General features: G+C 69.1%; 22 protein-coding genes. All 22 read right to left on the minus strand.

The window, feature by feature from the left end:
* Positions 1 to 61 precede the first annotated feature (61 nt).
* The 22 genes from AC07DC_RS30315 to AC07DC_RS30420 all read right to left on the minus strand — a co-directional run bounded on the left by AC07DC_RS30315 (position 62) and on the right by AC07DC_RS30420 (position 22,874).
* Positions 62 to 514: a DUF2550 domain-containing protein gene (locus tag AC07DC_RS30315; protein ID WP_478917670.1), complete on the minus strand. Its 453-nt coding sequence runs from the start codon at positions 512 to 514 to the stop codon at positions 62 to 64.
* A 97-nt stretch (positions 515 to 611) separates the two neighbouring features.
* Positions 612 to 986, minus strand: a complete 375-nt coding sequence (locus AC07DC_RS30320; RefSeq protein WP_187145018.1) for a F0F1 ATP synthase subunit epsilon — start codon at positions 984 to 986, stop codon at positions 612 to 614.
* Between the two features lie 164 nt (positions 987 to 1,150).
* Entirely contained in the window at positions 1,151 to 2,593 is a 1,443-nt protein-coding gene (gene atpD / locus AC07DC_RS30325) for a F0F1 ATP synthase subunit beta (protein WP_478917671.1), read from the minus strand.
* Between the two features lie 5 nt (positions 2,594 to 2,598).
* A complete protein-coding gene (locus AC07DC_RS30330; protein WP_478917672.1) occupies positions 2,599 to 3,525 on the minus strand; it encodes a F0F1 ATP synthase subunit gamma in 927 nt (308 codons plus the stop codon).
* Positions 3,526 to 3,527: 2 nt separating this feature from the next.
* The gene (atpA, locus tag AC07DC_RS30335; RefSeq protein ID WP_164293365.1) at positions 3,528 to 5,099 is read right to left on the minus strand and encodes a F0F1 ATP synthase subunit alpha; all 1,572 of its coding nucleotides are present in this window, start codon (positions 5,097 to 5,099) and stop codon (positions 3,528 to 3,530) included.
* Between the two features lie 123 nt (positions 5,100 to 5,222).
* The gene (locus AC07DC_RS30340) at positions 5,223 to 6,038 is read right to left on the minus strand and encodes a F0F1 ATP synthase subunit delta (RefSeq protein WP_478917673.1); all 816 of its coding nucleotides are present in this window, start codon (positions 6,036 to 6,038) and stop codon (positions 5,223 to 5,225) included.
* Positions 6,035 to 6,580 (minus strand): F0F1 ATP synthase subunit B, encoded by a 546-nt coding sequence (locus tag AC07DC_RS30345; RefSeq protein ID WP_478917674.1) that lies wholly within the window; start codon positions 6,578 to 6,580, stop codon positions 6,035 to 6,037. The genes AC07DC_RS30340 and AC07DC_RS30345 overlap by 4 nt, the downstream gene beginning before the upstream one ends.
* Positions 6,581 to 6,616: 36 nt before the next feature.
* Positions 6,617 to 6,859 carry an ATP synthase F0 subunit C gene (gene atpE / locus AC07DC_RS30350; RefSeq protein WP_018563527.1) on the minus strand — a complete coding sequence of 81 codons (243 nt, stop codon included), beginning with the start codon at positions 6,857 to 6,859 and terminating at the stop codon, positions 6,617 to 6,619.
* Between the two features lie 75 nt (positions 6,860 to 6,934).
* Positions 6,935 to 7,744 (minus strand): F0F1 ATP synthase subunit A, encoded by an 810-nt coding sequence (atpB, locus tag AC07DC_RS30355; protein ID WP_478917675.1) that lies wholly within the window; start codon positions 7,742 to 7,744, stop codon positions 6,935 to 6,937.
* A 222-nt stretch (positions 7,745 to 7,966) separates the two neighbouring features.
* Entirely contained in the window at positions 7,967 to 8,380 is a 414-nt protein-coding gene (locus AC07DC_RS30360; protein WP_478917676.1) for a hypothetical protein, read from the minus strand.
* Positions 8,381 to 8,641: 261 nt separating this feature from the next.
* Positions 8,642 to 9,946: an MraY family glycosyltransferase gene (locus AC07DC_RS30365; protein ID WP_478917677.1), complete on the minus strand. Its 1,305-nt coding sequence runs from the start codon at positions 9,944 to 9,946 to the stop codon at positions 8,642 to 8,644.
* Between the two features lie 160 nt (positions 9,947 to 10,106).
* Positions 10,107 to 11,408, minus strand: coding sequence for a serine hydroxymethyltransferase (locus AC07DC_RS30370; protein ID WP_478917678.1), 1,302 nt, complete (start codon positions 11,406 to 11,408; stop codon positions 10,107 to 10,109).
* Positions 11,409 to 11,516: 108 nt separating this feature from the next.
* Complete coding sequence (locus AC07DC_RS30375) at positions 11,517 to 12,155, minus strand: arsenate reductase/protein-tyrosine-phosphatase family protein (RefSeq protein ID WP_478917679.1); 639 nt, start codon at positions 12,153 to 12,155, stop codon at positions 11,517 to 11,519.
* Entirely contained in the window at positions 12,152 to 12,799 is a 648-nt protein-coding gene (locus AC07DC_RS30380; protein WP_478917680.1) for an L-threonylcarbamoyladenylate synthase, read from the minus strand. The genes AC07DC_RS30375 and AC07DC_RS30380 overlap by 4 nt, the downstream gene beginning before the upstream one ends.
* A gap of 151 nt (positions 12,800 to 12,950) precedes the next feature.
* Positions 12,951 to 13,796, minus strand: a complete 846-nt coding sequence (gene prmC / locus AC07DC_RS30385) for a peptide chain release factor N(5)-glutamine methyltransferase (RefSeq protein ID WP_250977753.1) — start codon at positions 13,794 to 13,796, stop codon at positions 12,951 to 12,953.
* Positions 13,797 to 13,852: 56 nt separating this feature from the next.
* Positions 13,853 to 14,941, minus strand: a complete 1,089-nt coding sequence (gene prfA, locus AC07DC_RS30390; protein ID WP_478917681.1) for a peptide chain release factor 1 — start codon at positions 14,939 to 14,941, stop codon at positions 13,853 to 13,855.
* A gap of 108 nt (positions 14,942 to 15,049) precedes the next feature.
* Positions 15,050 to 15,277, minus strand: a complete 228-nt coding sequence (rpmE, locus tag AC07DC_RS30395; RefSeq protein WP_138355974.1) for a 50S ribosomal protein L31 — start codon at positions 15,275 to 15,277, stop codon at positions 15,050 to 15,052.
* Between the two features lie 214 nt (positions 15,278 to 15,491).
* Complete coding sequence (locus AC07DC_RS30400) at positions 15,492 to 16,619, minus strand: LCP family protein (protein ID WP_478917682.1); 1,128 nt, start codon at positions 16,617 to 16,619, stop codon at positions 15,492 to 15,494.
* A gap of 230 nt (positions 16,620 to 16,849) precedes the next feature.
* Positions 16,850 to 18,925, minus strand: a complete 2,076-nt coding sequence (rho, locus tag AC07DC_RS30405; RefSeq protein ID WP_478917683.1) for a transcription termination factor Rho — start codon at positions 18,923 to 18,925, stop codon at positions 16,850 to 16,852.
* 373 nt (positions 18,926 to 19,298) lie between these two features.
* Positions 19,299 to 20,222: a homoserine kinase gene (gene thrB, locus AC07DC_RS30410; protein ID WP_478917684.1), complete on the minus strand. Its 924-nt coding sequence runs from the start codon at positions 20,220 to 20,222 to the stop codon at positions 19,299 to 19,301.
* A 261-nt stretch (positions 20,223 to 20,483) separates the two neighbouring features.
* Entirely contained in the window at positions 20,484 to 21,575 is a 1,092-nt protein-coding gene (gene thrC / locus AC07DC_RS30415) for a threonine synthase (protein ID WP_478917686.1), read from the minus strand.
* Positions 21,576 to 21,581: 6 nt separating this feature from the next.
* Positions 21,582 to 22,874 (minus strand): homoserine dehydrogenase, encoded by a 1,293-nt coding sequence (locus AC07DC_RS30420; protein ID WP_478917687.1) that lies wholly within the window; start codon positions 22,872 to 22,874, stop codon positions 21,582 to 21,584.
* Between the last annotated feature and the right edge of the window lie 96 nt (positions 22,875 to 22,970).

Below are 22,970 nucleotides of genomic sequence, written 5' to 3' on the forward strand. Positions count from 1 at the left end.
CAGACAGAAGCCCTCGACTGCCGCGCGCGGCAGTCGAGGGCTTCCTACGTATGACGAGGCTCTACGCCACATTCACCCGCTGGCCGGGAGGCGCTGCCTCCAGCCAGGCCAGGAAGCCCGTCAGGGCGTCCTCGCTCATCGCCAGCTCCAGCCGGGTGCCGCGGTGCGCGCACAGCAGCACGGTGGCGTCGGAGAGCAGTGCCAGCTCCTCCTGGCCCTGCGGGGGCCGGCGGCTGAGCACCTCGATCGCCGGACGGTCCAGCACGCGGCGCGGCCGGGGCGAGTAGGAGAAGACCCGGAACCACTCGACGCGGTCGCCGCTGTAGCGGGCCACCCCGTACACCCAGCCCTTGCCGGTGGACTCGACCTCTTCCCCGTCGGCCGGGGCCGGTCGCAGACTGCAGTCGAAGGTGCCGCCGGGGCGCTGGATCAGCCGCCGGCGGAGCCCGAAGACGAACAGTCCCAGCAGCAGCGCCGCCACAATCCCGCCGCACACCTGAAAAGCGAGGATCACGCCCACCGACCTCCTCGCCTAGGAATGGCTACTGCCCTTACTGTGCCGGAGCCGCGGACCGCCCCATGGGCTGTCCGCGGCATCCAGGTGTATCCGCTCAGTGACCGCTCGAAACGGCGGCCAGCCGGACCTCGGCGCGCCTTTCGGCGGCAGCGTCGGTGTCGGCCTTGGAACGCTCCAGAGCCCGCTCGGCGCGCGCGACATCGATCTCGTCGGCGAGCTCCGCGATCTCGGCGAGCACCGAGAGCTTGTTGTCGGCGAAGGAGAGGAATCCACCGTGCACGGCGGCGACAACGGTGCCACCGTCGCTCGTACGGATCGTCACAGGACCGGACAGCAGCACACCAAGCAGCGGCTGGTGGCCCGGCATGACGCCGATGTCACCGGACGGGGTGCGCGCGATGACCATGGTGGCTTCGCCGGACCAGACACTGCGGTCCGCTGCGACCAGCTCGACGTGCAGCTCAGCCAAGACGGCTCCTCGGTTCGGCACCCACCGCTTCCGGCGGGTGTTGGGTCAAAGAATAGTGGAGGTTTCCCCGGCGTTACCGCCAAGGACCCGCTCCCGCGGGTGCGCGGAGGGTGAAAGGTGCTGTCCTACGCACCGTCCACCCCCCGCGCGATGTGCCGCCGGGCTCAGCTGACGCCGAGCTCCTTGGCGTTGCGCACCAGGTCCTCGATACCGCCGCACATGAAGAACGCCTGCTCGGGGAAGTGGTCGTAGTCACCGTCGGCGATGGCGTTGAACGCCGTGATCGACTCGTCGAGCGAGACGTCGGAGCCGTCGACACCGGTGAACTGCTTCGCCACGTGGGTGTTCTGCGACAGGAAGCGCTCGATCCGACGGGCGCGGAAGACGGTGAGCTTGTCTTCTTCACCCAGCTCGTCGATGCCGAGGATCGCGATGATGTCCTGGAGGTCCTTGTACTTCTGCAGGATCCCCTTGACGCGCATGGCGCAGTCGTAGTGGTCCTGCGCGATGTAACGCGGGTCCAGGATGCGGGACGTCGAGTCCAGCGGGTCGACCGCCGGGTAGATGCCCTTCTCCGAGATCGGACGCGACAGAACGGTCGTCGCGTCCAGGTGGGCGAAGGTCGTCGCCGGGGCCGGGTCGGTCAGGTCGTCCGCGGGAACGTAGATCGCCTGCATCGAGGTGATCGAGTGACCGCGGGTCGACGTGATGCGCTCCTGCAGGATGCCCATCTCGTCGGCCAGGTTCGGCTGGTAACCCACCGCGGACGGCATACGGCCGAGCAGGGTGGACACCTCCGAGCCCGCCTGGGTGTAACGGAAGATGTTGTCGATGAAGAAGAGCACGTCCTGGCCCTGAACATCGCGGAAGTACTCCGCCATGGTCAGACCGGCAAGCGCCACGCGAAGACGGGTGCCCGGGGGCTCGTCCATCTGGCCGAAGACCAGCGCGGTCTTGTCGATGACGCCGGACTCGGTCATCTCCTCGATGAGGTCGTTGCCCTCACGGGTACGCTCACCGACACCCGCGAACACCGACACACCGTCGTGGTTGTTGGCGACGCGGTAGATCATTTCCTGGATCAGCACGGTCTTGCCGACACCGGCACCACCGAACAGACCGATCTTGCCGCCCTTGACGTACGGGGTCAGCAGGTCGATGACCTTGACGCCGGTCTCGAACATCTCGGTCTTGGACTCGAGCTGGTCGAAGGACGGGGCCTTGCGGTGGATCGGCCAGCGCTCCGTGATCTCGACCGTGGACGGGTCCACGTTCAGGATCTCACCGAGGGTGTTGAAAACCTTGCCCTTGGTGACGTCGCCGACGGGGACGGTGATGCCCGAGCCCGTGTTGATCACCGGGGACTGGCGGACCAGACCGTCGGTGGGCTGCATCGAGATGGTGCGGACCAGGCCGTCACCCAGGTGCTGGGCGACTTCCAGGGTCAGCGTCTTCAGCTTGCCGTCCTCGGCCGGGTCGGCGACCGTGACGTGCAGAGCGTTGTAGATCTCCGGCATCGCGTCGACGGGGAATTCCACGTCGACGACCGGGCCGATGACCCGAGCGACGCGGCCAGTAGCCGTGGCCGTTTCAACAGTGGTGGTCATAGTGGTTAGTCACTCCCCGCGCTAGCGTCGGCGAGGGCGCTCGCGCCACCGACGATCTCGCTGATTTCCTGGGTGATTTCGGCCTGGCGGGCCGCGTTGGCAAGCCGGGAGAGCTTCTTGACGAGGTCTCCGGCGTTGTCGGTCGCCGACTTCATCGCGCGACGGCGGGCAGCGTGCTCGGAAGCCGCGGCCTGCAGAAGCGCGTTGTAGATCCGGCTCTCGACGTACCGCGGCAGCAGGGCGTCGAGGACGCCCTCAGCCGACGGCTCGAAGTCGTACAGCGGCAGGATCTCTCCCTTGCCGTGCGACTCCTCCTGCGCCTTCAGCGCTTCCGCGTCGAGGCTGAGCGGCAGCAGACGGTTCTCCACCGGCGACTGCAGCATCATCGAGACGAACTCGGTGAACACGATGTGGAGCTCGTCCACACCGCCCTCGGCCGTGTCCTGCAGCACCGACGCGATCAGCGGTGCGGCGATCGCCTTGGCGTCCCCGTAGGACGGCTGGTCGGTGAAGCCCGTCCAGGACTCCACGACCTTCCGCTCACGGAAGTTGTAGTACGCGACGGCCTTGCGGCCGACGAGGTACGAGTCGACCTCCTTGCCCTCCGAGCGAAGCCGCTCGGTGAGCCGGTCCGCAGCCTTGATCGCGTTGGACGAGTACCCGCCCGCCAGGCCGCGGTCGCTCGTGATGAGCAGAACCGCGACCCGGGTGGGCGACTCGACCTCGGTGGTCAGGGCGTGCTTGGTGTTGGAGCCCGTGGCGACCGCGGTCACCGCGCGGGTGAGCTCGGTCGCGTACGGACCCGATGCCGCCACCTGACGCTGCGCCTTGACGATGCGCGAGGCGGCGATCATCTCCATCGCCTTGGTGATCTTCTTGGTCGCGGTTACCGACTTGATGCGACGCTTGTAGACCCTGAGCTGGGCTCCCATGCTCAGCCCTCACCCAGGAGCTTGCCGTCCGACGTCTCAAACTGCTGCTTGAAGGTGGCAACGGACTCGGCAAGCGCCTGCAGCGTGTCGTCGGACATCTTCGCGCCCTCGACGATGCTGTTCATCAGGCCCTTGTGCTCGCGGCCCATGTAGTCGAGGAGCTCCCGCTCGAAGCGGCGGATGTCCTCGACCGGGACGTCGTCCATCTTGCCGGTGGTGCCGGCCCAGATGGAGACGACCTGGTCCTCGACCGAGTACGGAGCGTACTGGCCCTGCTTCAGCAGCTCGACCATCCGCTTGCCGCGCTCCAGCTGCGCCTTCGAGGCCGCGTCCAGGTCGGAACCGAAGGCGGCGAACGCCTCCAGCTCGCGGTACTGGGCGAGGTCGACACGGAGTCGGCCGGACACCTGGCGCATGGCCTTGTGCTGCGCGCTGCCGCCGACTCGCGAGACCGAGATACCGACGTTCAGCGCCGGGCGCTGGCCCGCGTTGAACAGGTCGGACTCCAGGAAGCACTGGCCGTCGGTGATGGAGATGACGTTGGTCGGAATGAACGCCGACACGTCGTTCGCCTTGGTCTCGACGATCGGCAGACCGGTCATCGAACCGGCACCCATGGCGTCCGAGAGCTTCGCGCAACGCTCGAGGAGACGGGAGTGCAGGTAGAAGACGTCACCCGGGTACGCCTCGCGGCCCGGCGGGCGGCGGAGCAGCAGGGAGACGGCGCGGTAGGCGTCGGCCTGCTTCGACAGGTCGTCGAAGACGATCAGGACGTGCTTGCCCTGGTACATCCAGTGCTGGCCGATGGCCGAGCCGGTGTACGGGGCGAGGTACTTGAAGCCGGCCGGGTCGGACGCCGGAGCCGCGACGATCGTCGTGTACTCGAGAGCGCCCGCCTCCTCCAGCGCACCGCGCACGGACGCGATGGTGGAGCCCTTCTGGCCGATGGCGACGTAGATGCAGCGGACCTGCTTCTTCGGGTCGCCGGAACGCCAGTTGTCGCGCTGGTTGATGATCGTGTCGACAGCCAGCGCGGTCTTGCCGGTCTGGCGGTCGCCGATGATCAGCTGACGCTGGCCACGGCCGATCGGCACCATCGCGTCGACGGCCTTGAGGCCGGTCTGCATCGGCTCGTGCACCGACTTACGCACCATGACGCCGGGAGCCTGCAGCTCCAGGGCGCGCCGGGCGTCCGTCTCGATCTCGCCGAGGCCGTCGATCGGGTTGCCGAGCGGGTCGACGACCCGGCCCAGGTAACCCTCGCCGACTGCGACGGACAGGACCTCTCCGGTGCGTCGCACCGGCTGGCCCTCCTCGATACCGCTGAACTCGCCGAGGACGATCGCGCCGATCTCGCGCTCTTCGAGGTTCAGCGCGAGACCGAGGGTCCCGTCCTCGAACTTCAGCAGTTCGTTCGCCATGGCCGAGGGAAGACCCTCGACCTTCGCGATGCCGTCACCGGCCTCGCTGACCGTGCCGACCTCCTCGCGCGAGGCGGCGTCCGGCTGGTACGACTGGACAAAGGTCTCCAGCGCGTCCCGGATCTCCTCCGGCCGGATCGTGAGCTCCGCCATCTGGGTTCCCTGCTCTCCTTGTTGGGCCCGAAGTTTCATGCGGGTGCCTGGGGGTCGTCCCCCGGCAGGCACCGCGCTACGGCCCAACTCGGGCCGCGGTCATGCTCTTGAGTTGGTGGCTTCTCAGCCGGCCATCCGCCGCGACGCCTCTTCGAGGCGGTCGGCGATGGTGCCGTTGATGATCTCGTCACCGACACGCACCTGGATCCCGCCGAGGACCGTGGGGTCCACGTCGAGGTTGAGGTGCACCTGCCGGCCGTACAGCTTGGCCAGCGCGGCGCCGAGGCGCTGCTTCTGCTGGTCGGTCAGCGGAACGGCCGAGACCACCACCGCGACCATCCGATTACGGCGGGCGGCTGCCAGCTTGGACAGGGCTTCGAGCCCTGCTTCCAGGCTACGTCCCCGCGGGTGGGTGACAAGCCGGCCGACCAGCCGCTCGGTGACCGGGTTGACCCGGCCGTCGAGCAGCGAGCGCAGCAGGCCGGCCTTGGCCGGGGTCGTGGCGACCTTGTCGGTCAGTGCGGCCCGCAGCTCGCTGCTGCCGGAGACGATCCGGCCGAAGCGGAACAGCTCGTCCTCGACGTCGTCGAGAGCGCCGGTGCGCTGGGCGGCGACCAGGTCGGCGGCGTAGGAAAGCTCCTCCACCGCGTCGGTCAGGTCACGCGACCGGGACCAGCGGGAGCGGACCAGGCCCGACACGAGGTCGAGGGTCTCTCCGCCGATCTGGCTGCCGAGCAGCTGCTCGGCCAGTCCCGCCTTGGCCTCGCCGGTCTTCGCCGGGTCGGTCAGGGCGCGCCGCAGCGATCCCTCGCGGTCGAGCAGCCCCGTGACGGAGGCCAGCTCTTCCCCGAGCTTCGCCGCGTCGACGGACGTGTTGTCCGTCAGCGCGTCGAGCTGCTCGCGTCCGGCGGCCAGTGCCTCGCGGCTCGCGCCGTTCATCGCGTGGCCTCGGCCTTCTCCTCGAGCTCGTCGAGGAAACGGTCGATGGTGCGGCTCTGCCGGGCGCTGTCCTCGAGGGACTCACCGACGAGCTTGCCGGCCAGGTCGGTGGCGAGCTTGCCCACGTCCTGGCGCAGCGACTGCGCGGCGGACTTGCGGTCGGCCGCGATCTGCGCGTGGCCGGCCGCGACGATGTCCTCGCGCTGCCGCTGGCCCTCTGCGCGCATCTCGGCGATGAGCGCGGCACCCTGCTCCTGCGCCTCCTGGCGCAGTCGCGCGGCTTCGTGCCGGGCCTCGGAGAGCTGCTCGCGGTACTGCTCGAGCGTCTGCTGCGCCTCAGCCTGGGTGGCCTCGGCCTTCTCCATGCCGCCTTCGATGGCCTCGCGGCGCTCGTCCAGAACCTTGTTGATGTTCGGGAGGAGCTTCTTGGCGAGGAAGCCGAAGACGATGGCGAAGGCGATCAGGCCGATGATGAGCTCGGGGATCGGCGGGATGAGGGGGTTTTCCGCCTCCTCGGCCGCCATCTGTACCAGGGCGATCACATCAGTGCCTTCCGTCGAAAGGGGCTAGTGCCGTAATCAGCTGGTCGGGTAGACGAACGGCATGACCAGACCGATGAGGGCGAGTGCCTCACAGAAGGCGAAGCCGAGAATCTGGTTGGCGCGGATCAGGCCGGCAGCCTCAGGCTGACGAGCGAGGGCCTGGGTACCGTTACCGAAGATGATGCCGATGCCGACGCCGGGGCCGATCGCGGCGAGGCCATAGCCGATGGAGCCCAGGTTGCCCAGGATCTGAGTAGCGGCGAGGTTCACAGCGGACATGCTGTTTCTTCCTTCTCTTTCACGGACCGATGGGGGTTGGCCACCGGACATCTTTTGGCGGGAGGCGCGGGTGCGTCAGTGGTGTTCGGCTAGCGCGCCCTGGACGTACGAGGTGGCCAGGAGCACGAAGACGTACGCCTGAACGGCCTGGATGAAGAGCTCGAAAGCGGTCATGACGATCGTCATGACGAACGAGACGCCCGCGTACGCGATGCCGATCCCGTTGAGCAGGTACCAGCTGGCGATCGTGAACAGCAGCAGCAGGGTGTGGCCCGCGAACATGTTCGCGAAGAGCCGGACCGCGTGCGTGAACGGACGGACCAGCACGTTCGAGAAGAACTCGATCGTCATCGACAGCGGCAGGACCTTGCCCAGCGTCGGGTCGTAGCCGGTGATGTTCTTCAGGCCGCCCATGAAGCCGTGCTTCTTGAACGTCAGGTACATCCACAGCACGTACACGATCGCGGCCAGGCCGACCGGGAAGGCGATGATCGCCGTCACCGGGAACTGGGCGATGGGGATGATCGACCAGAGGTTCATGACCCAGACGACGAAGAACAGCGAGACCATCAGGGGGACGTACTTCTCGCCCTCCCGCTTGCCCAGCGTCTCGTAGACGATTCCGCGGCGGACGAAGTCGTAGCCCGCCTCGCCCACCATCTGGAGCTTGCCGGGGACCAGCTTCGGCTTGTTGAAGGCCGCCCAGAAGAACCCGACGATGAGCACGGTGCTCAGCAGAGCCAGCAGCATCGGCTTGTTGAAGTCAAAACTGCCGATGCTGAAGATCGGCTCGAAAAGGAAGGAGTGCAGGCCGGGAGCCGGGAAGCCGCACCCGTCGAAGATGTGGCAGTTGGTCTCGAAGGCGAGAACCTGGTCAGCACTCACCGCGAGCTCCTTCAGCGTGGCGCATGGGTACGGCAACCTCGATGTGTCGGCGCGGCGTACAGCCACGGAACGGCACTGGACTGGTCTGGCAGAAATGGGGGCGGCTCATCGGCTTGACGCCGAGAGACTGTGCAGGCAGCTCCGCCACCCGCGCCAGCTGTGCCGCAGTTGAGACCGGACGATAGCAAATGAGCGGGGACGTCTTTACACCGGCCCTACGATTCACGACGTGGACCCGGCGGAGTCGGGCTCGACGTACAGGATCTTCGCCTTCATATGGGCTCGGGCCTGTGCGGCGATCCAGACAAGGGTGGTACCGAGGAGCGCGAAGGCGAAGGCTCGCAGGTTGAACAGCGAGGTGTTCTTGAACACCGCGAGGACCACCGCGAGCAGCAGAATCTGGGTCGTGTACAGCGCCAGCCCCATCATCTGGAACAGCGCCGGGTACGACTTCGCCACTCGCTGCAGCACCAACAGGCCGATCGACATGAACGCGATCACCACGAACGTGCCGAAAGCGGCGCCGAGCGCTCCCTTGCCACCGGCGACCACGCTGCTGACAACGACGGCGATGACACCGGCGGCGGCAGAGGGGACAGCACAGTTGAGGAACATTCGGACGTCGTTGGACTGCATGGTGGCAGCTCCTCCGGCGGGAGTTGGGGGAAAGCGGCTGGTCGTCGGAGACGAGCGTAGACCCGGACCGAGGACGTGCCTCACGCCGGAAGACCGTCGCACTAGGGTCTTTCGGCTTGTTTCCCGGGTTTCGTGAACGGTATCACAAAGTATTTGATCCGGTCTTTACCTTGTTCGTGTGCTGCCTGTCACACGGACGGAGTAGTCGGCGTGTCATTCCGCTGACGTCCAACTCGGCGTCTGCTAGAGGCGAACAGCTGCTTACCTGCGGCTGTCGACCGGGCGTCGGTCGGGCAGCCGGGAGCGGTCGCCGATGGCTGTCGAGCCATGGACGCCGGCGGCCGCGCCGGAGCTGATCAGCTGCTCGGCGGCGAGCTGCGCGGCCTGCGTCGCCCGGCGCTTGCGGCGGTAGCGGGGCGGTACGAACGACTCGGCCCAGCGCGGTGCGCGCGGCCGGAACCGCGGCAGCAGCAGCACGACCAGGCCGACCGCGCTGAGGACCATGATCACCAACACGATCCACAGGCTGGAGGAGTTGAGCGAGAAGGCGACCGCGCCGAACGCGATCAGCGCCGACCAGAAGTACATGATCAGCACCGCCCGGCTGTGCGAGTGCCCGATCTCCAGCAGCCGGTGGTGCAGGTGGCCGCGGTCGGCCGCGAACGGCGACTGCCCGTTCCAGGTGCGGCGCACGATGGCCAGCACCAGGTCGGCGGCCGGGATCGCGATCAGGGTGAGCGGCAGCAGCAGCGGCATGTAGACCGGCACCATGAAGTGCACGGTCTCCCGGGTCGACCCCGTCATGTCGGTGATCGCGTCCGGGTCGACCTGGCCGGTGATGGAGATCGCGGACGAGGCGAGGACCAGGCCGATCAGCATCGAGCCGGAGTCGCCCATGAAGATCCGGGCCGGGTGGAGGTTGTGCGGGAGGAAGCCCAGGCACATCCCGATGAGGATCGCACTGAAGAGCGTCGCGGGGGCGGCGGCCTCGACTCCGTAGCCGTACCACATGCGGTACGCGTACATGAAGAACGCGATGGCGGCGATGGCGACCATGCCGGACGCCAGGCCGTCCAGACCGTCGACGAAGTTGACGGCGTTGATGGTGATCACGACCAGCGCGACGGTGAGCAGCGTGGACTGGATCGGCGACAGCGAGACCGTGCCCACACCGGGGACCGGCAGCCACAGGATCGTCAGACCCTGCAGCACCATGACGCCCGCGGCGATCATCTGGGCGCCGAGCTTGATCAGGGCGTCCACGCCCCACTTGTCGTCCAGCACGCCCAGCAGCCAGATCAGGCCCGCCCCGGAGAGCAGCGCGCGCGGCTCGTTGGAGAGTTCGAAGACGCTGCTGAGGTTCCACAGATGGGAGGAGACCAGCAGGCCCGCGCAGAGGCCGCCGAACATCGCGATTCCACCGAGCCTGGGTGTCGGCTCCCGGTGCACGTCCCGCTCACGGATCTCCGGCATGGCGCCGGCCGCGATGGCGAACTTCCGCACCGGGCCCGTCAGGAGGTACGTGACGGCGGCGGTCACACACAGCGTCAGCAGATACTCGCGCACAGGGCTGCCTCCGGCAGGGTCGGCCGGACGAAGCGGTGCTTCATGGGCGTCGGGCAGGTCCTCACAGCGTCACACCTTAGTGGCGTCCTACTCCCAGCTGCGAACATCTGCAAAGACTCACAGGGACCGGCCCGTGGTTCCAGCGCCCCGGGACGGCCCGTCACGCCGGGTACGGCGGGAAGCCTCCGACGAGTTCCGCGACCTCGGCGGCGAGCCCCTGCTCCTCGCGCAGCGCTCGGGCGATCAAGGGCGCGACCTGCGACATCTCCGGTTCCGTCATGCCCTGGGTGGTCACCGCGGCGGTACCGATCCGGATCCCGGACCCGATGTCGGACGGCTGCGGGTCGTACGGCAGCGCGTACTTGTCGAGGACGATTCCGGCGGCGGCGCAGCGCCCTCTGGCCTGGACTCCGGTGACACCCAGCGGAGTGACATCGGCGGTGATCAGATGGGTGTCGGTACCGCCGGTGGTGATCACCAGCCCCTCGGCGGCGAGCGCGTCGGCCAGCAGCCGCGCGTTGGCGACGACCTGGTGGGCGTAGACGGAGTACGCCGGGGTCGCGGCCTCCGCGAAGGCCGCCGCCTTCGCGGCGATGGAGTGCAGATGCGGGCCGCCCTGCGAGAACGGGAAGACCGCCCGGTCGATGCGCTGCGCGAGATCGGCGCCGCACAGGATCAGCCCGCCGCGCGGTCCGCGCAGCACCTTGTGGGTGGTGGCGCACACCACGTCCGCGTACGGCACCGGGCTGGGCGCGGCACCTCCCGCCACCAGGCCCAGGGTGTGCGCGGCGTCCACGATCAGATACGCGTCGACCTCGTCGGCGATCTCCCGGAACACCCGGTAGTCGATGTGCCGTGGGTAGGCGATGGCACCGCACACGATCGCCTTGGGGCGGTGCTCCAGGGCCAGCGACCGCACCTGGTCGTAGTCGATCAGACCGCCGCCGTCCGGGGACCCGGGCGGCGTCACCCCGTAGCCCACGAAGCGGAACCAGCGGCCGGAGAAGTTCGCCTGCGAGCCGTGCGTGAGGTGGCCGCCGTGCGGCAGCGCCATCGCGAGCACCTTGTCACCGGGGACCAGCAGCGCCGCGTACGCGGCCAGTACGGCGGAGGAGCCGGAGTACGGCTGCACATTGGCGTGCGCGGCGCCGAAAAGGCCGGTGGCGCGCTCCACGGCCAGCCGCTCCGCGACGTCGACCAGCTCGCACCCGGAGTGGTGGCGGCGGGACGGATAGCCCTCGGCGTACTTGTTGGCGAGGGGCGAGCCGAGCGCGGCCAGGACGGCCGACGAGGTGAAGTTCTCCCCCGCGATCAGCTGCAGCGTCGTGCTCTGCCGCTGCAGTTCGGCGAGGAGCGCTCCCGCCAGCTCGGGGTCCTGCCGACGCAGCGCGTCAAAATCCGGTTGCCACGTCTGGGCGGCGGGCCGCAGCGAGGTCATGGAGGGGGTTTCGGCGACCGGCATGGCAGGACTCCCGCAGGAGGGTCGGGTAACTGCACCCAACTGTAGGGGCGCTGCTGCCACGGCGCCCGGCGAGCGTGGCAGCACGCGCCGGATCCAGCCGCGCCCGGTCTACCGGGGGGTCGGGGTGCGGATTCCGGTCAGCGCGGTGACGACCGGGTCGAGGGAGCTGTGGATCTCCTCGCCGATGTTGCGGAAGAAGCCGATGGGGGCGCCGTAGGGGTCGTAGACCTCGTCGGCCTCGGCGCTGGGGGCCAGCAGCCAGCCGCGCAGCGCCGCGGCGGCACGGACCAGCGCGCGGGCGCGCTCGGTCACGCTGCCCTCGGGGAGGGTCGCCGGGTCTATGGCCCGCACCAGCCGGGTGAACTCCTTCAGCGTGAAGGTGCGCAGCCCGGCGGCGTGCCCCATCGAGATGACCTGCGCGCGGTGGTCGCGGGTCGCGGTGAGCACCAGGTCGGCGTCGATGACGTGGTCGTCGAGCAGTTCACGGCCGATGAATCCGGACGCGTCGGCGCCGTACTCGGTGAGGACGGCGGCGGCGTGCGCTTCCATGGGCGCGCCTTCGTGCCCCCAGGTGCCGGCGGACTCGACGAGGATGCCGTCGGCACCGTCGCCGAGGCGCAGCGTCAGCTCGTGGCGGGTCAGCCGCTCGGCGATCGGCGAGCGGCAGACATTGCCGGTGCAGACGTGGAGGATGCGGAAGCGGTCATCGCGCTGACCCGGTATGCCACGCCTTTCGGGCGCGGTCAATTGCGCTCCTCCAGGTCGGGTACGACCTCTCGGAGCTGGTCGGCGCTGATCGCGCCGGCCCGCAGCAGCACCGGGATCTTGCCGGTCACGTCGACGATGGACGACGGGACCGTGGCGGGCGTCGGCCCGGCGTCCAGGTACACCGCGACGGAGTCGCCCAGCATCTCCTGCGCGGCGTCACAGTCCTCGGGGGAACGGTGACCGGTCAGATTGGCGCTGGACACGGCGAGCGGCCCGGTGGCGGTCAGCAGTTCGATCGCGACGGGGTGCAGCGGCATCCGGACCGCGACGGTGCCGCGGGTGTCGCCGAGGTCCCAGCTCAGGGACGGCTGGTGCTTGGCGACGAGGGTGAGCGCGCCGGGCCAGAAGGCGTCGACGAGCTCCCAGGCCTGCTCGGAGAAGTCCGTGACCAGGCCGTGCAGCGTGTTCGGGGAGCCGACCAGCACCGGTGAGGGCATGTTGCGACCGCGGCCCTTGGCCTCCAGCAGATCACCGACTGCCTGCGCGTCGAACGCGTCCGCGCCGATGCCGTACAGGGTGTCGGTGGGCAGCACGACGAGCTCACCGCGCTTGATGGCGGACGTCGCCTCGCGCAGTCCGGCGGCGCGGTCGGTCGCATCCGAGCAGTCGTAACGCCGTGCCATTAGCTGACCTCCAGGCTGTGCGCCGCTGCGGCGCCGTGCGTGCAGTTGACCCGCGTCATCATGGCGTCGCCTTGCGGGCAGTCGTGCTGTTTTCTCCCGGGGGACGACCCCCGTACCCCCGGCAACAGGCCCCCGGCGCGAGCCACGGTCATCATGGCGTCGCCTTGCGGGCAGTCGTGAAGCGGGGCCGGTTGTTCAGGTCGGGGTGGTCGGCGGCGTCGGCCCAGCCGGCGTCCTCCTTGAAGATCCACGGAACCTGACCACCCTGGGAGTCGGCGTGCTCGATCACGACGACGCCGCCCGGCCGCAGCAGGCGGTGCGCGGTGCGCTCGATGCCGCGGATGGTGTCGAGGCCGTCCTCACCCGAGAAGAGGGCCAATTCGGGGTCGTGGTCACGCGCCTCGGGCTGCACGTACTCCCACTCGGTGAGCGGGATGTACGGCGGATTGCTGATGACGAGGTCCACCTGGCCGTTGAGCTCGGGGAACGCGGTGAGCGCGTCGCCGTGCTCCAGCTGGACCTTGCTTCCTTCGATGTTCTTGCGCGCCCATTCCAGGGCCGCCTCCGACAGCTCCACGGCGTGCACGCGCGACCGCGGCACCTCCTGGGCCAGCGCCAGCGCGATGGCGCCGGAACCGGTGCAGAGGTCGACGATCAGCGGCTCCGCCACGTCCATGGCCCGGACGGCGTCTATCGCCCAGCCGACGACCGACTCCGTCTCCGGGCGGGGCACGAAGACGCCGGGCCCGACCTGCAGCTCCAGATACCGGAAGAAGGCGCGTCCGGTGATGTGCTGCAGCGGCTCACGGGCCTCGCGGCGGGCGACCGCCTCCCAGTAGCGCGCGTCGAACTCGGAGTCGGCGACCGAGTGCAGCTCGCCGCGCTTGACGCCGTGCACGTACGCGGCCAGTTCCTCCGCGTCGAAACGCGGGGACGGCACGCCGGCGTCGGCCAGCCGCTGGGCGGCCTGCGCCACCTCGGCGAGCAGCACGTTCACTGATTGCCCTCCTGTTAGCTCGCGCTGTGGCTGGTCAGCCGGCGCTTCGACCGGTGTCAGCCGGCGTCGCCGGCCGCGGCCAGCTTGGCGGCGGAGTCGGCATCGACACACGCCTGGATCATCGCGTCGAGGTCCCCGTCGAGGACCTGGTCCAAGTTGTACGCCTTGAAGCCGACGCGGTGGTCCGAGATGCGATTCTCGGGGTAGTTGTACGTCCGGATCCGCTCGGACCGGTCCACCGTGCGGACCTGGCTGCGGCGCGCGTCGGAGGCTTCCTGATCGGCTTCCTCCTGCGCGGCGGCCAGCAGCCTGGAACGCAGGATACGCATCGCCGACTCCTTGTTCTGGAGCTGGCTCTTCTCGTTCTGGCAGGAGACGACCAGACCGGACGGCAGGTGCGTGATGCGCACCGCGGAGTCGGTGGTGTTGACGGACTGGCCGCCGGGGCCCGACGAGCGGTACACGTCGATGCGCAGGTCGTTCGGGCCGATCTCGACCTCGACGTCCTCGGCCTCGGGCGTGACGAGCACGCCGGCCGCGGAGGTGTGGATCCGGCCCTGCGACTCGGTGGCGGGCACCCGCTGTACGCGGTGCACGCCGCCCTCGTACTTCAGCCGCGCCCAGACGCCCTGGCCGGGCTCGGTGGCACCGTTGCCGCCCTTGGTCTTCACCGCGACCTGGACGTCCTTGTAGCCGCCGAGGTCGGACTCGTTCGCCTCGATGATCTCGGTCTTCCAGCCGACGCGCTCGGCGTACCGCAGGTACATCCGCAGCAGGTCGCCGGCGAACAGCGCGGACTCCTCGCCGCCCTCTCCGGCCTTGACCTCGAGGATGACGTCCTTCTCGTCGTGCGGGTCCCGGGGTACGAGCAGCAGCCGCAGCTTCTCGGTCAACTCGGCGCGCTGCTTGTCCAGCACCTTGAGCTCGGCCGCGAAGTCGGGATCGTCCTGCGCGAACTCGCGGGCGGTCTCGATGTCCTCGCCGGTCTGCTTCCAGGCGCGGTAGGTGCCGATGATGGGCGTCAGTTCGGCGTAGCGCTTGTTGAGCTTGCGGGCGTTCGCCTGATCCGCGTGGACCGCGGGATCGGAGAGCCGCTTCTCGAGGTCGACGTGCTCGCCGATCAGTTCCTCGACTGCCTCGAACATTGCTGTGCCTCTCCTGAACAACCCTGGACTGCTATCGGTACCGGACGACAAAGCGCCGGTCCGGTCCCCCGAAGTGTCGGGAGACCGAGAACCGGCGCTTTCGGGTCGCTACTTCTGGGCGGACCCGGCGGCCTTCTTGCCGAAGCGGGCCTCGAAGCGGGCCACGCGGCCACCGGTGTCGAGGATCTTCTGCTTGCCCGTGTAGAACGGGTGGCACGCGGAGCAGACGTCGGCGCGAATGACGCCGCTCTTCTCGGTGCTGCGGGTCGTGAACGACGCGCCACAGGTGCAGGTGACCTGGGTCTCGACGTACTCGGGGTGGATTTCGCGCTTCAAGGGATGCTCCTAGGTTCGGGAGGGCGCCGGGTCGTGGAGCGGGTTTGCGTCACGTGAACCGGGGCCAGCGGTCCAGTCTGCCAGGACCGGCCGCATCTCCCAAAACGAGCGACGGCCGGATTTCATTCCCGGTGCCCCCGCGAGGCCCGCAAAGGGCCCGGGAAGGGCCCAGGACCCGTGCGGGAGCCCGTGACGGGGCGCCGGGGACCGGTTTTCAGGAACTGACTCCGACGACGCCCTTGGCGTCGGTCTCGTCGGCGGCGGAGCCCTTGGTGGCGGCGGCCGGTATCGGCAGGTCCGCCTTGAGCGCCTGCCAGACCAGCGCGGCCTGTGCGTCCATCGGCTCGACGCGGTTCGCGTCGCTCTTGGCGTACTGCACCGGCAGCGTCACCATGTCGATGTTCTGGGACTTGAGGCCCTTGAGGCTCTCCGCCAGGCCCTTCAGGCCGCTGATCGAGGCCAGGTCCGAGTCGGTCGTGATGGCCTTGGTGGCCCGGTCGGCGACCTTGTAGAGCTGCGTGGGGCTGGAGAGCACGCCCAGGCCGTTCACCCGGTCCATGAGCGCCTTCATGAACGCCTGCTGCAGCTGTATTCGGCCCAGGTCGCTGCCGTCGGCGACGCCGTGCCGGGTGCGGACCAGGCCGAGCGACTGCTCGCCGTCGAGCGTGTGGGTGCCGGCCGCCAGGTCCAGGTGGCTGGAGGTGTCGTGGATCGCCTTGGTGGTGGTGACGGGAACCCCGCCCAGGGCGTCGATCAGGCCCTTGAAGCCGGTGAAGTCGACCTCGATGTAGTGGTCCATGCGGATCCCGGTCATGGACTCGACGGTCTTGACCGCGCAGGCCGGGCCACCGACCGAGTACGACTCGTTGAACATCACCTTGTGCACCTCGGGAGAGGTGCCGCCGCCGGTCTTGGCGCACTCCGGGCGGGTGATGAGGGTGTCGCGCGGGATGCTCACCACGCTGGCCTTCTTGTGGCCCTCGTAGAGGTGCACGATCATCGCGGTGTCGGAGCGGGCGCTGCCCTCGTCGGTGCCGTACTTGTCGTTCACACCGGCGCGGGAGTCGGAACCGAGGACGAGTATGTCCTCCGAGCCGTTGTCGACCTCGCTGGGCCGGTCGTCACCGAGCGCCTGGTTGATGTTGACGCCCTTGATGTTCCCGCTGAACTTGAAGTACAGGTATCCGGCGCCGGCGCCGCCCACCACGACCAGTCCCGCCACGGCCCAGACGGCTATTCGCAGCAGGCGGCGGCGCGGGGCCGTCCGCCGGCGGCGGCCGGAGGCGCGCGTTCCGGCGCGCCCGCCGTTCGTCCCCCGCGTATCGCTCGTGTCGTCCGCCATGGCCCCTCAGTCCTCGTCCGTCGTCGGTGTGGCTGCTACCCCCAGCTGTGTCGCTCAGGCGTGGCTTGTCTTGAATGTCAGACGGTGAATCGCCTGACGTGGTTCCTGGCGAGTGTGCACGCCGAAAATAAGAACGGGCTCTCAGGTGCCCCTTTCGGGGAGCCTGAGAGCCCGTTCTCCGCTTCCTGAGGCCCCCTCTGTGACATACGTCTCAGCGGGGCCCGAACCCGTCAGTCGTTGCTGTTGCCCGGGGTCGTCTTCGCGATCTGCATCAGGAACTCGGCGTTCGACTTCGTCTGCTTCATCTTGTCCAGCAGCAGTTCGATCGCCTGCTGGGAGTCGAGCGCGTGCAGCACCCGGCGGAGCTTCCAGACGATCGCGAGCTCGTCGCGGTCGAGCAGGATCTCTTCCTTGCGGGTACCGGACGGGTCGACGTCCACCGCGGGGAAGATGCGCTTGTCGGCGAGCTTGCGGTCGAGCTTGAGCTCCATGTTGCCGGTGCCCTTGAACTCCTCGAAGATCACCTCGTCCATGCGCGAGCCGGTCTCGACCAGCGCGGTGGCCAGGATGGTCAGCGAGCCGCCGTCCTCGATGTTGCGCGCAGCACCGAAGAAGCGCTTCGGCGGGTAGAGCGCGGTCGAGTCGACACCACCGGACAGGATGCGGCCGGAGGCCGGCGCCGCGAGGTTGTACGCGCGGCCCAGGCGGGTGATCGAGTCCAGCAGGACGACCACGTCGTGACCCAGCTCGACGAGACGCTTGGCGCGCTCGATGGCCAGCTCGGCGACGGTGGTGTGGTCCTCGGCCGGGCGGTCGAAGGTCGAGGAGATGACCTCGCCCTTCACCGACCGCTGCATGTCGGTGACCTCTTCCGGACGCTCGTCGACCAGGACGACCATCAGGTGGCACTCGGGGTTGTTGACGGTGATCGCGTTGGCGATCGCCTGCATGATCATGGTCTTACCGGTCTTCGGCGGGGCCACGATCAGACCACGCTGGCCCTTGCCGATCGGCGCGACCAGATCGATGATCCGGGTCGTCAGCACACCCGGGTCGGTCTCCAGTCGGAGCCGGTCCTGCGGGTACAGCGGGGTCAGCTTCTGGAACTCGGGACGGCCGCGGCCGGAGTCCGCCGCCATGCCGTTCGCCGAGTCCAGCCGGACCAGCGCGTTGAACTTCTCGCGGCGCTCGCCGTCCTTGGGCTGGCGGACGGCGCCGGTGACGTGGTCACCCTTGCGCAGGCCGTTCTTGCGGACCTGGGCGAGCGAGACGTACACGTCGTTCGGACCCGGCAGGTAGCCGGACGTCCTGATGAACGCGTAGTTGTCGAGAATGTCCAGGATGCCCGCGACGGGGATCAGGACGTCGTCGTCGTTGACCGTCGGCTCGTTGCCGAACTGCTGCTGCTCCTCGCGGCGGTTGCTGCCCCGCCCGCGGCGGTCGCGGTAACGGCCCCGACGGCGGCCGCGGCCATCGCCGAACTCGTCGTCGTCCTGCGCGTTCTGGCCCTGACCCTGGTCGCGGCCCTGACCGCCCTGGCCCTGGTTCTGGCCGCCCTGGCTCTGACCCTGCGGGCTCTGACCGCCCTGGCCCTGGCCGCCCTGGCCGCCGCCGCGGTTCTGGCGGTTGCCGCCGTCCGCGCCACCGCCGGTACCGGCCGCGCCGTTCTCGTCGCCACGGTTGTTGCGGCGCTCGCGCTGCCGCTCCTGCCGCTCGCGGCGGTCGTTCTGCCGGTCACCACGCTGGCCGCGCTGCCGGTCCTGGCGCTCCTCGCCGGACGCGGACTTGCCGTCGGTGGCGGGCTTGCCCTCCACGACGTCGGCAACGGCCTCGGCGCGCTCGCCGGCCCGCTCGTTCCTGGCAGCCTTGGGCTGCTCACCGGCGGGCTGGCCGGGAATTTCGATCTGCTTCGCCTCGGACGGCGCGGCGGCGGCCGGAGCCGCGGCAGCGGGCTCGGAGCTCTCCACCGTGCGGGCCCGGGAGGTCGCCCGGCGCTTCGGCTTCTCGGCAACGGCCTCGGCAGTCGCCGTACCGGCGACCGCGGCGGCCTTGGGAGCACTGGAGGCAGCGCCCTTACCGGCCTGCGTCTCCTTGATCGTCTCGATCAGCTGGCTCTTGCGCATCCGCGCGGTGCCCTTGATACCGAGACCGGAGGCAAGCTGCTGCAGCTCTGCCAGGACCATGCCGTCGAGGCCGGTCCCCGACCGGCGGCGCTTGGGGGCAGCACCGGTGGCAGGCGCGGCAGCGGCGTCCGGAGCGGGCGCGGCGTCTGCACGCACGCCCATCAGATCGGTGGTGTCGCTCACGAAGGGTCCTTCCCTGGAGCGGACGTCGGCCTGTCTGGCTCGGCGACCGGTTGTGCTGTCCGGATCTGGGCGTTTCCGCTGCTCAGAGCCGGGGCGATGGTCCGCCTTGTGGCGGCAGAAATACATACATGGTTCCGGCGCGAAGGGTAAAGGAGATAGTTCGCGCCGACTCCGGAGCGTGCTCGCCACTGCTTAGGCAGGGTGCTGAGGCAGGGTGGGAGGCTCCCGGAAGAGTGGCGGTCCCCAGAAGGGACACAGATCACTTCTGCGTGCACTTCGGCACCATTCATATGCATGGTCCGTCGAGTGCAGGCTTGACATTAACACTACCGGATCCAACAAACATTCCCCCTCTCTCCAACCGGCAATCGTGTCACTGCTCCACTGTCAGAGGCAGTACACAGGCCCCTGCCGCGTCGAGGGCCAGACGGTTGGCCGCCCATCCCTCGCCCGCGAGCCGGGAGACTTTGTCCGCGGCGCCCTCCTCGGTGAGCGCGAGGACCGTGGGCCCCGCTCCCGAGATGACTGAAGGGACGCCGTCAGCACGCAGCCGGTTCACCAGAGCCACACTTTCGGGCATGGCGGGAGCGCGGTAGTCCTGGTGCAGCCGGTCCTCGGTGGCGGGCAGCAGCAGCTCTGGGCGGCGGGTGAGCGCCTCCACCAGCAGCGCGGCACGGCCCGCGTTGACCGCGGCGTCCACATGCGGGACGGTGCGCGGCAGAAGTCCGCGGGCGACCTCGGTCAACACCGCCTTGGCCGGCACGAAGACCACCGGGACGACGGAGGCCGCCGGATCCATCCGGATCGCGTGGGCGGCACCGGATTCGGTCCAGGCGAGGGTGAAGCCGCCGAGCAGACAGGCGGCGACGTTGTCGGGGTGGCCCTCGATCTCGGTGGCCAGTTCCAGCAGTGCGGCATCGTCGAGACGCTCCGGGCCGCCTATCGTCACCGCGCGGGCGGCCATGATCCCGGCACAGATCGCGGCGGACGAGGAGCCCAGGCCGCGGCCGTGCGGGATGCGGTTGGCGCAGACCACCTCGAGGCCGCGGGGCTGTCCGCCGAGCAGGTCGAAGGCGGTCCGCATCGAGCGCACGACCAGGTGCTTCTCGTCGCGGGCCAGGTTCTCGGCGCCCTCGCCCGCGATGTCGACATGCAGCCCGGAGTCGGCGACCCGGACCACGACATCGTCGTAAAGGCCCAGCGCCAGGCCGAAGGCGTCAAAGCCGGGGCCGAGGTTGGCGCTGGTCGCGGGGACGCGCACTCGGACAGCGGCGGCGCGGAACGCGGGACCGGCCATCGTTCGACGATTCTCCTTGTGCTGGTGCTTGTTCTTGTGCAGAAGTGCGGTTCTGCCCCGGAATGCCGAGCCATCGGCGGAGTACGGCGGGGCTGTGGTGTGGCAGGAGCGGCAATGCCTGTGGCATGAGCCGGATCGGCGCGCTACGGCGCCGGTGGGGCCAGCCTATCGAAGGAAGGTTCTGCTGCGACATAGGGCGCACGAACAGCGCGTGATGCGTGTCGCGAGCTTCTTCGTGCGCCCCTTCGCCACGGCGCCGCGTCAGACCAGCCCGAGCTTCTCGGCTGCGGCGTCGGCGTCGACCTCGACGGTGACCGGCTGGGGCGCTCCGGCGACCGCCCAGTCCGGGTCCTTGAGGCCATTGCCGGTGACCGTGCAGACGATCCGCTGGCCGGGATCGACCTTGCCCTCTTCGAGCGCCTTGAGCAGACCCGCGACCGAAGCGGCCGATGCGGGCTCCACGAAGACGCCCTCCTTGGCGGCCAACAGCCGGTAGGCGGACAGGATCTGACGGTCGGTCACCGCTTCGATCAGACCGCCGGACTCGTCCCGCGCCTCCTCGGCGAACTGCCAGGAGGCCGGGTTGCCGATCCGGATCGCGGTCGCGATGGTCTGCGGGCTGCGCACCGGAGCGCCGTTGACGATCGGCGCCGAACCGGACGCCTGGAAGCCCCACATGCGCGGCTTGCGGGTGGAGACACCGTCCGCCGCGTACTCGCGGTAGCCGCGCCAGTACGCGGTGATGTTGCCCGCGTTGCCCACCGGAAGCAGGTGAATGTCGGGCGCGTCGCCGAGCGCGTCGACGATTTCGAACGCCGCGGTCTTCTGGCCCTCGATACGTACCGGGTTGACCGAATTGACCAGCGCCACGGGGTACTTCTCCGACAGTCCGCGGGCCAGCTCCAGGCAGTCGTCGAAGTTGCCGTCGACCTGCAGGATCTTCGCGCCGTGGATCAGCGCCTGGCCCATCTTGCCGAGCGCGATCTTGCCCTGCGGCACCAGAACGGCGCAGACCATTCCGGCGCGCACCGCGTAGGCGGCCGCCGAGGCGGAGGTGTTGCCGGTGGACGCGCAGATGACGGCCTTGGCGCCCTCCTCCTTGGCCCGGGTGATCGCCATGGTCATCCCGCGGTCCTTGAAGGAGCCGGTGGGGTTGGCGCCCTCGACCTTGAGGTAGACGTCGCAGCCGGTCAGCTCTGAGAGCAGCTGGGCGGGAACGAGCGGTGTGCCACCCTCCAGGAGCGTGACGACCGGGGAGTCCGCCGAGACCGGCAGCCGGCTGCGGTACTCCTCGATGATGCCGCGCCACTGGTGGGTGCCGGACATTCGGGGATGGTCGGTGACAGCGTTCATAGTGGGTTACTCCCCTTCCACGCGCATGATGCTGGCGACGCCGCGTACGGTGTCGAGCTTCCGCAGCGCTCCGACGGTCGCCGAGAGGGCGGCGTCGGGCGCACGGTGAGTGACGACGACGAGGGACGCTTCGCCGTCCTTGCCCTGCTGGCGGACCGTGTCGATCGACACGTCGTGTTCCGCGAAAACAGTGGCGACCTGGGCGAGAACGCCAGGTTTGTCCGCCACGTCAAGGCTGATGTGGTAGCGGGTGACCACATCGCCCATCGGGCTCACCGGCAGTTGCGTGTACGCGGACTCGCCGGCGCCTGTGGTGCCTGCCAGTTTGTTGCGGCAGGCGGCCACGAGGTCGCCGAGTACGGCGGAGGCGGTGGGTGCGCCGCCCGCGCCGGGACCGTAGAACATGAGCTGACCCGCGGCCTCCGCCTCGACGAAGACCGCGTTGTACGCCTCACGGACACTCGCCAGCGGGTGGCTGAGCGGGATCATCGCCGGGTGGACCCGGGCGGTGACGGACCTGCCGTCGGCGGTGCGCTCGCAGATGGCCAGCAGCTTGACCGTGCAGCCCATCCGCTTGGCGGACGCGATATCGGCGGCGGTGACCTCGGTCAGGCCCTCGCGATACACATCGTCCATGGTCACGCGGGTGTGGAAGGCGATCCCGGCCAGGATCGCGGCCTTCGCGGCGGCGTCGAAGCCCTCCACGTCGGCGGTCGGGTCGGCCTCGGCGTAGCCGAGCGCGGTGGCCTCGTCGAGCGCCTCGGAGTAGCCGGCGCCGCTGGAGTCCATCCGGTCCAGGATGAAGTTGGTCGTGCCGTTGACGATGCCCATCACCCGGTTGATCTTGTCGCCGGCCAGCGACTCGCGCAGCGGGCGGATCAGCGGGATGGCACCGGCCACGGCGGCCTCGTAGTAGAGGTCGACCTTGTGCGCGAGGGCGGCGGCATGCAGCGTCGCACCGTCCGCGGCGAGCAGCGCCTTGTTGGCGCTGACCACGGACGCACCGTGCTCGAAGGCCGTGGTGATCAGCGTGCGGACCGGCTCGATGCCGCCGATCACCTCGATGACGACGTCGATGTCGCCCCGTTTGACCAGGGCGGTGGCGTCGGTGGTGAGCAGCTCGGCGGGCACGCCTGCGCGCACCCGGTTCGGGCGTCGCACCGCGATTCCGGCCAGCTCGACCGGGGCTCCGATCCGCGCGGCGAGATCGGCGCCCTGCGTCGTCATGATGCGCGTCACCTCTGAGCCGACCACACCACAGCCCAGCAGCGCCACCTTCAGCGGACGCGTACGCATCATCCGACCTCGTTTCTCACAGCTCTCGGGGTGGGACCAGTCTCACGCACCGGACGCGAGAATCCATCTCCTGTCCGGTGTGTGAGACCAGCCCCGCTA

It is taken from the genome of Streptomyces sp. NPDC045021, from assembly GCF_056432645.1.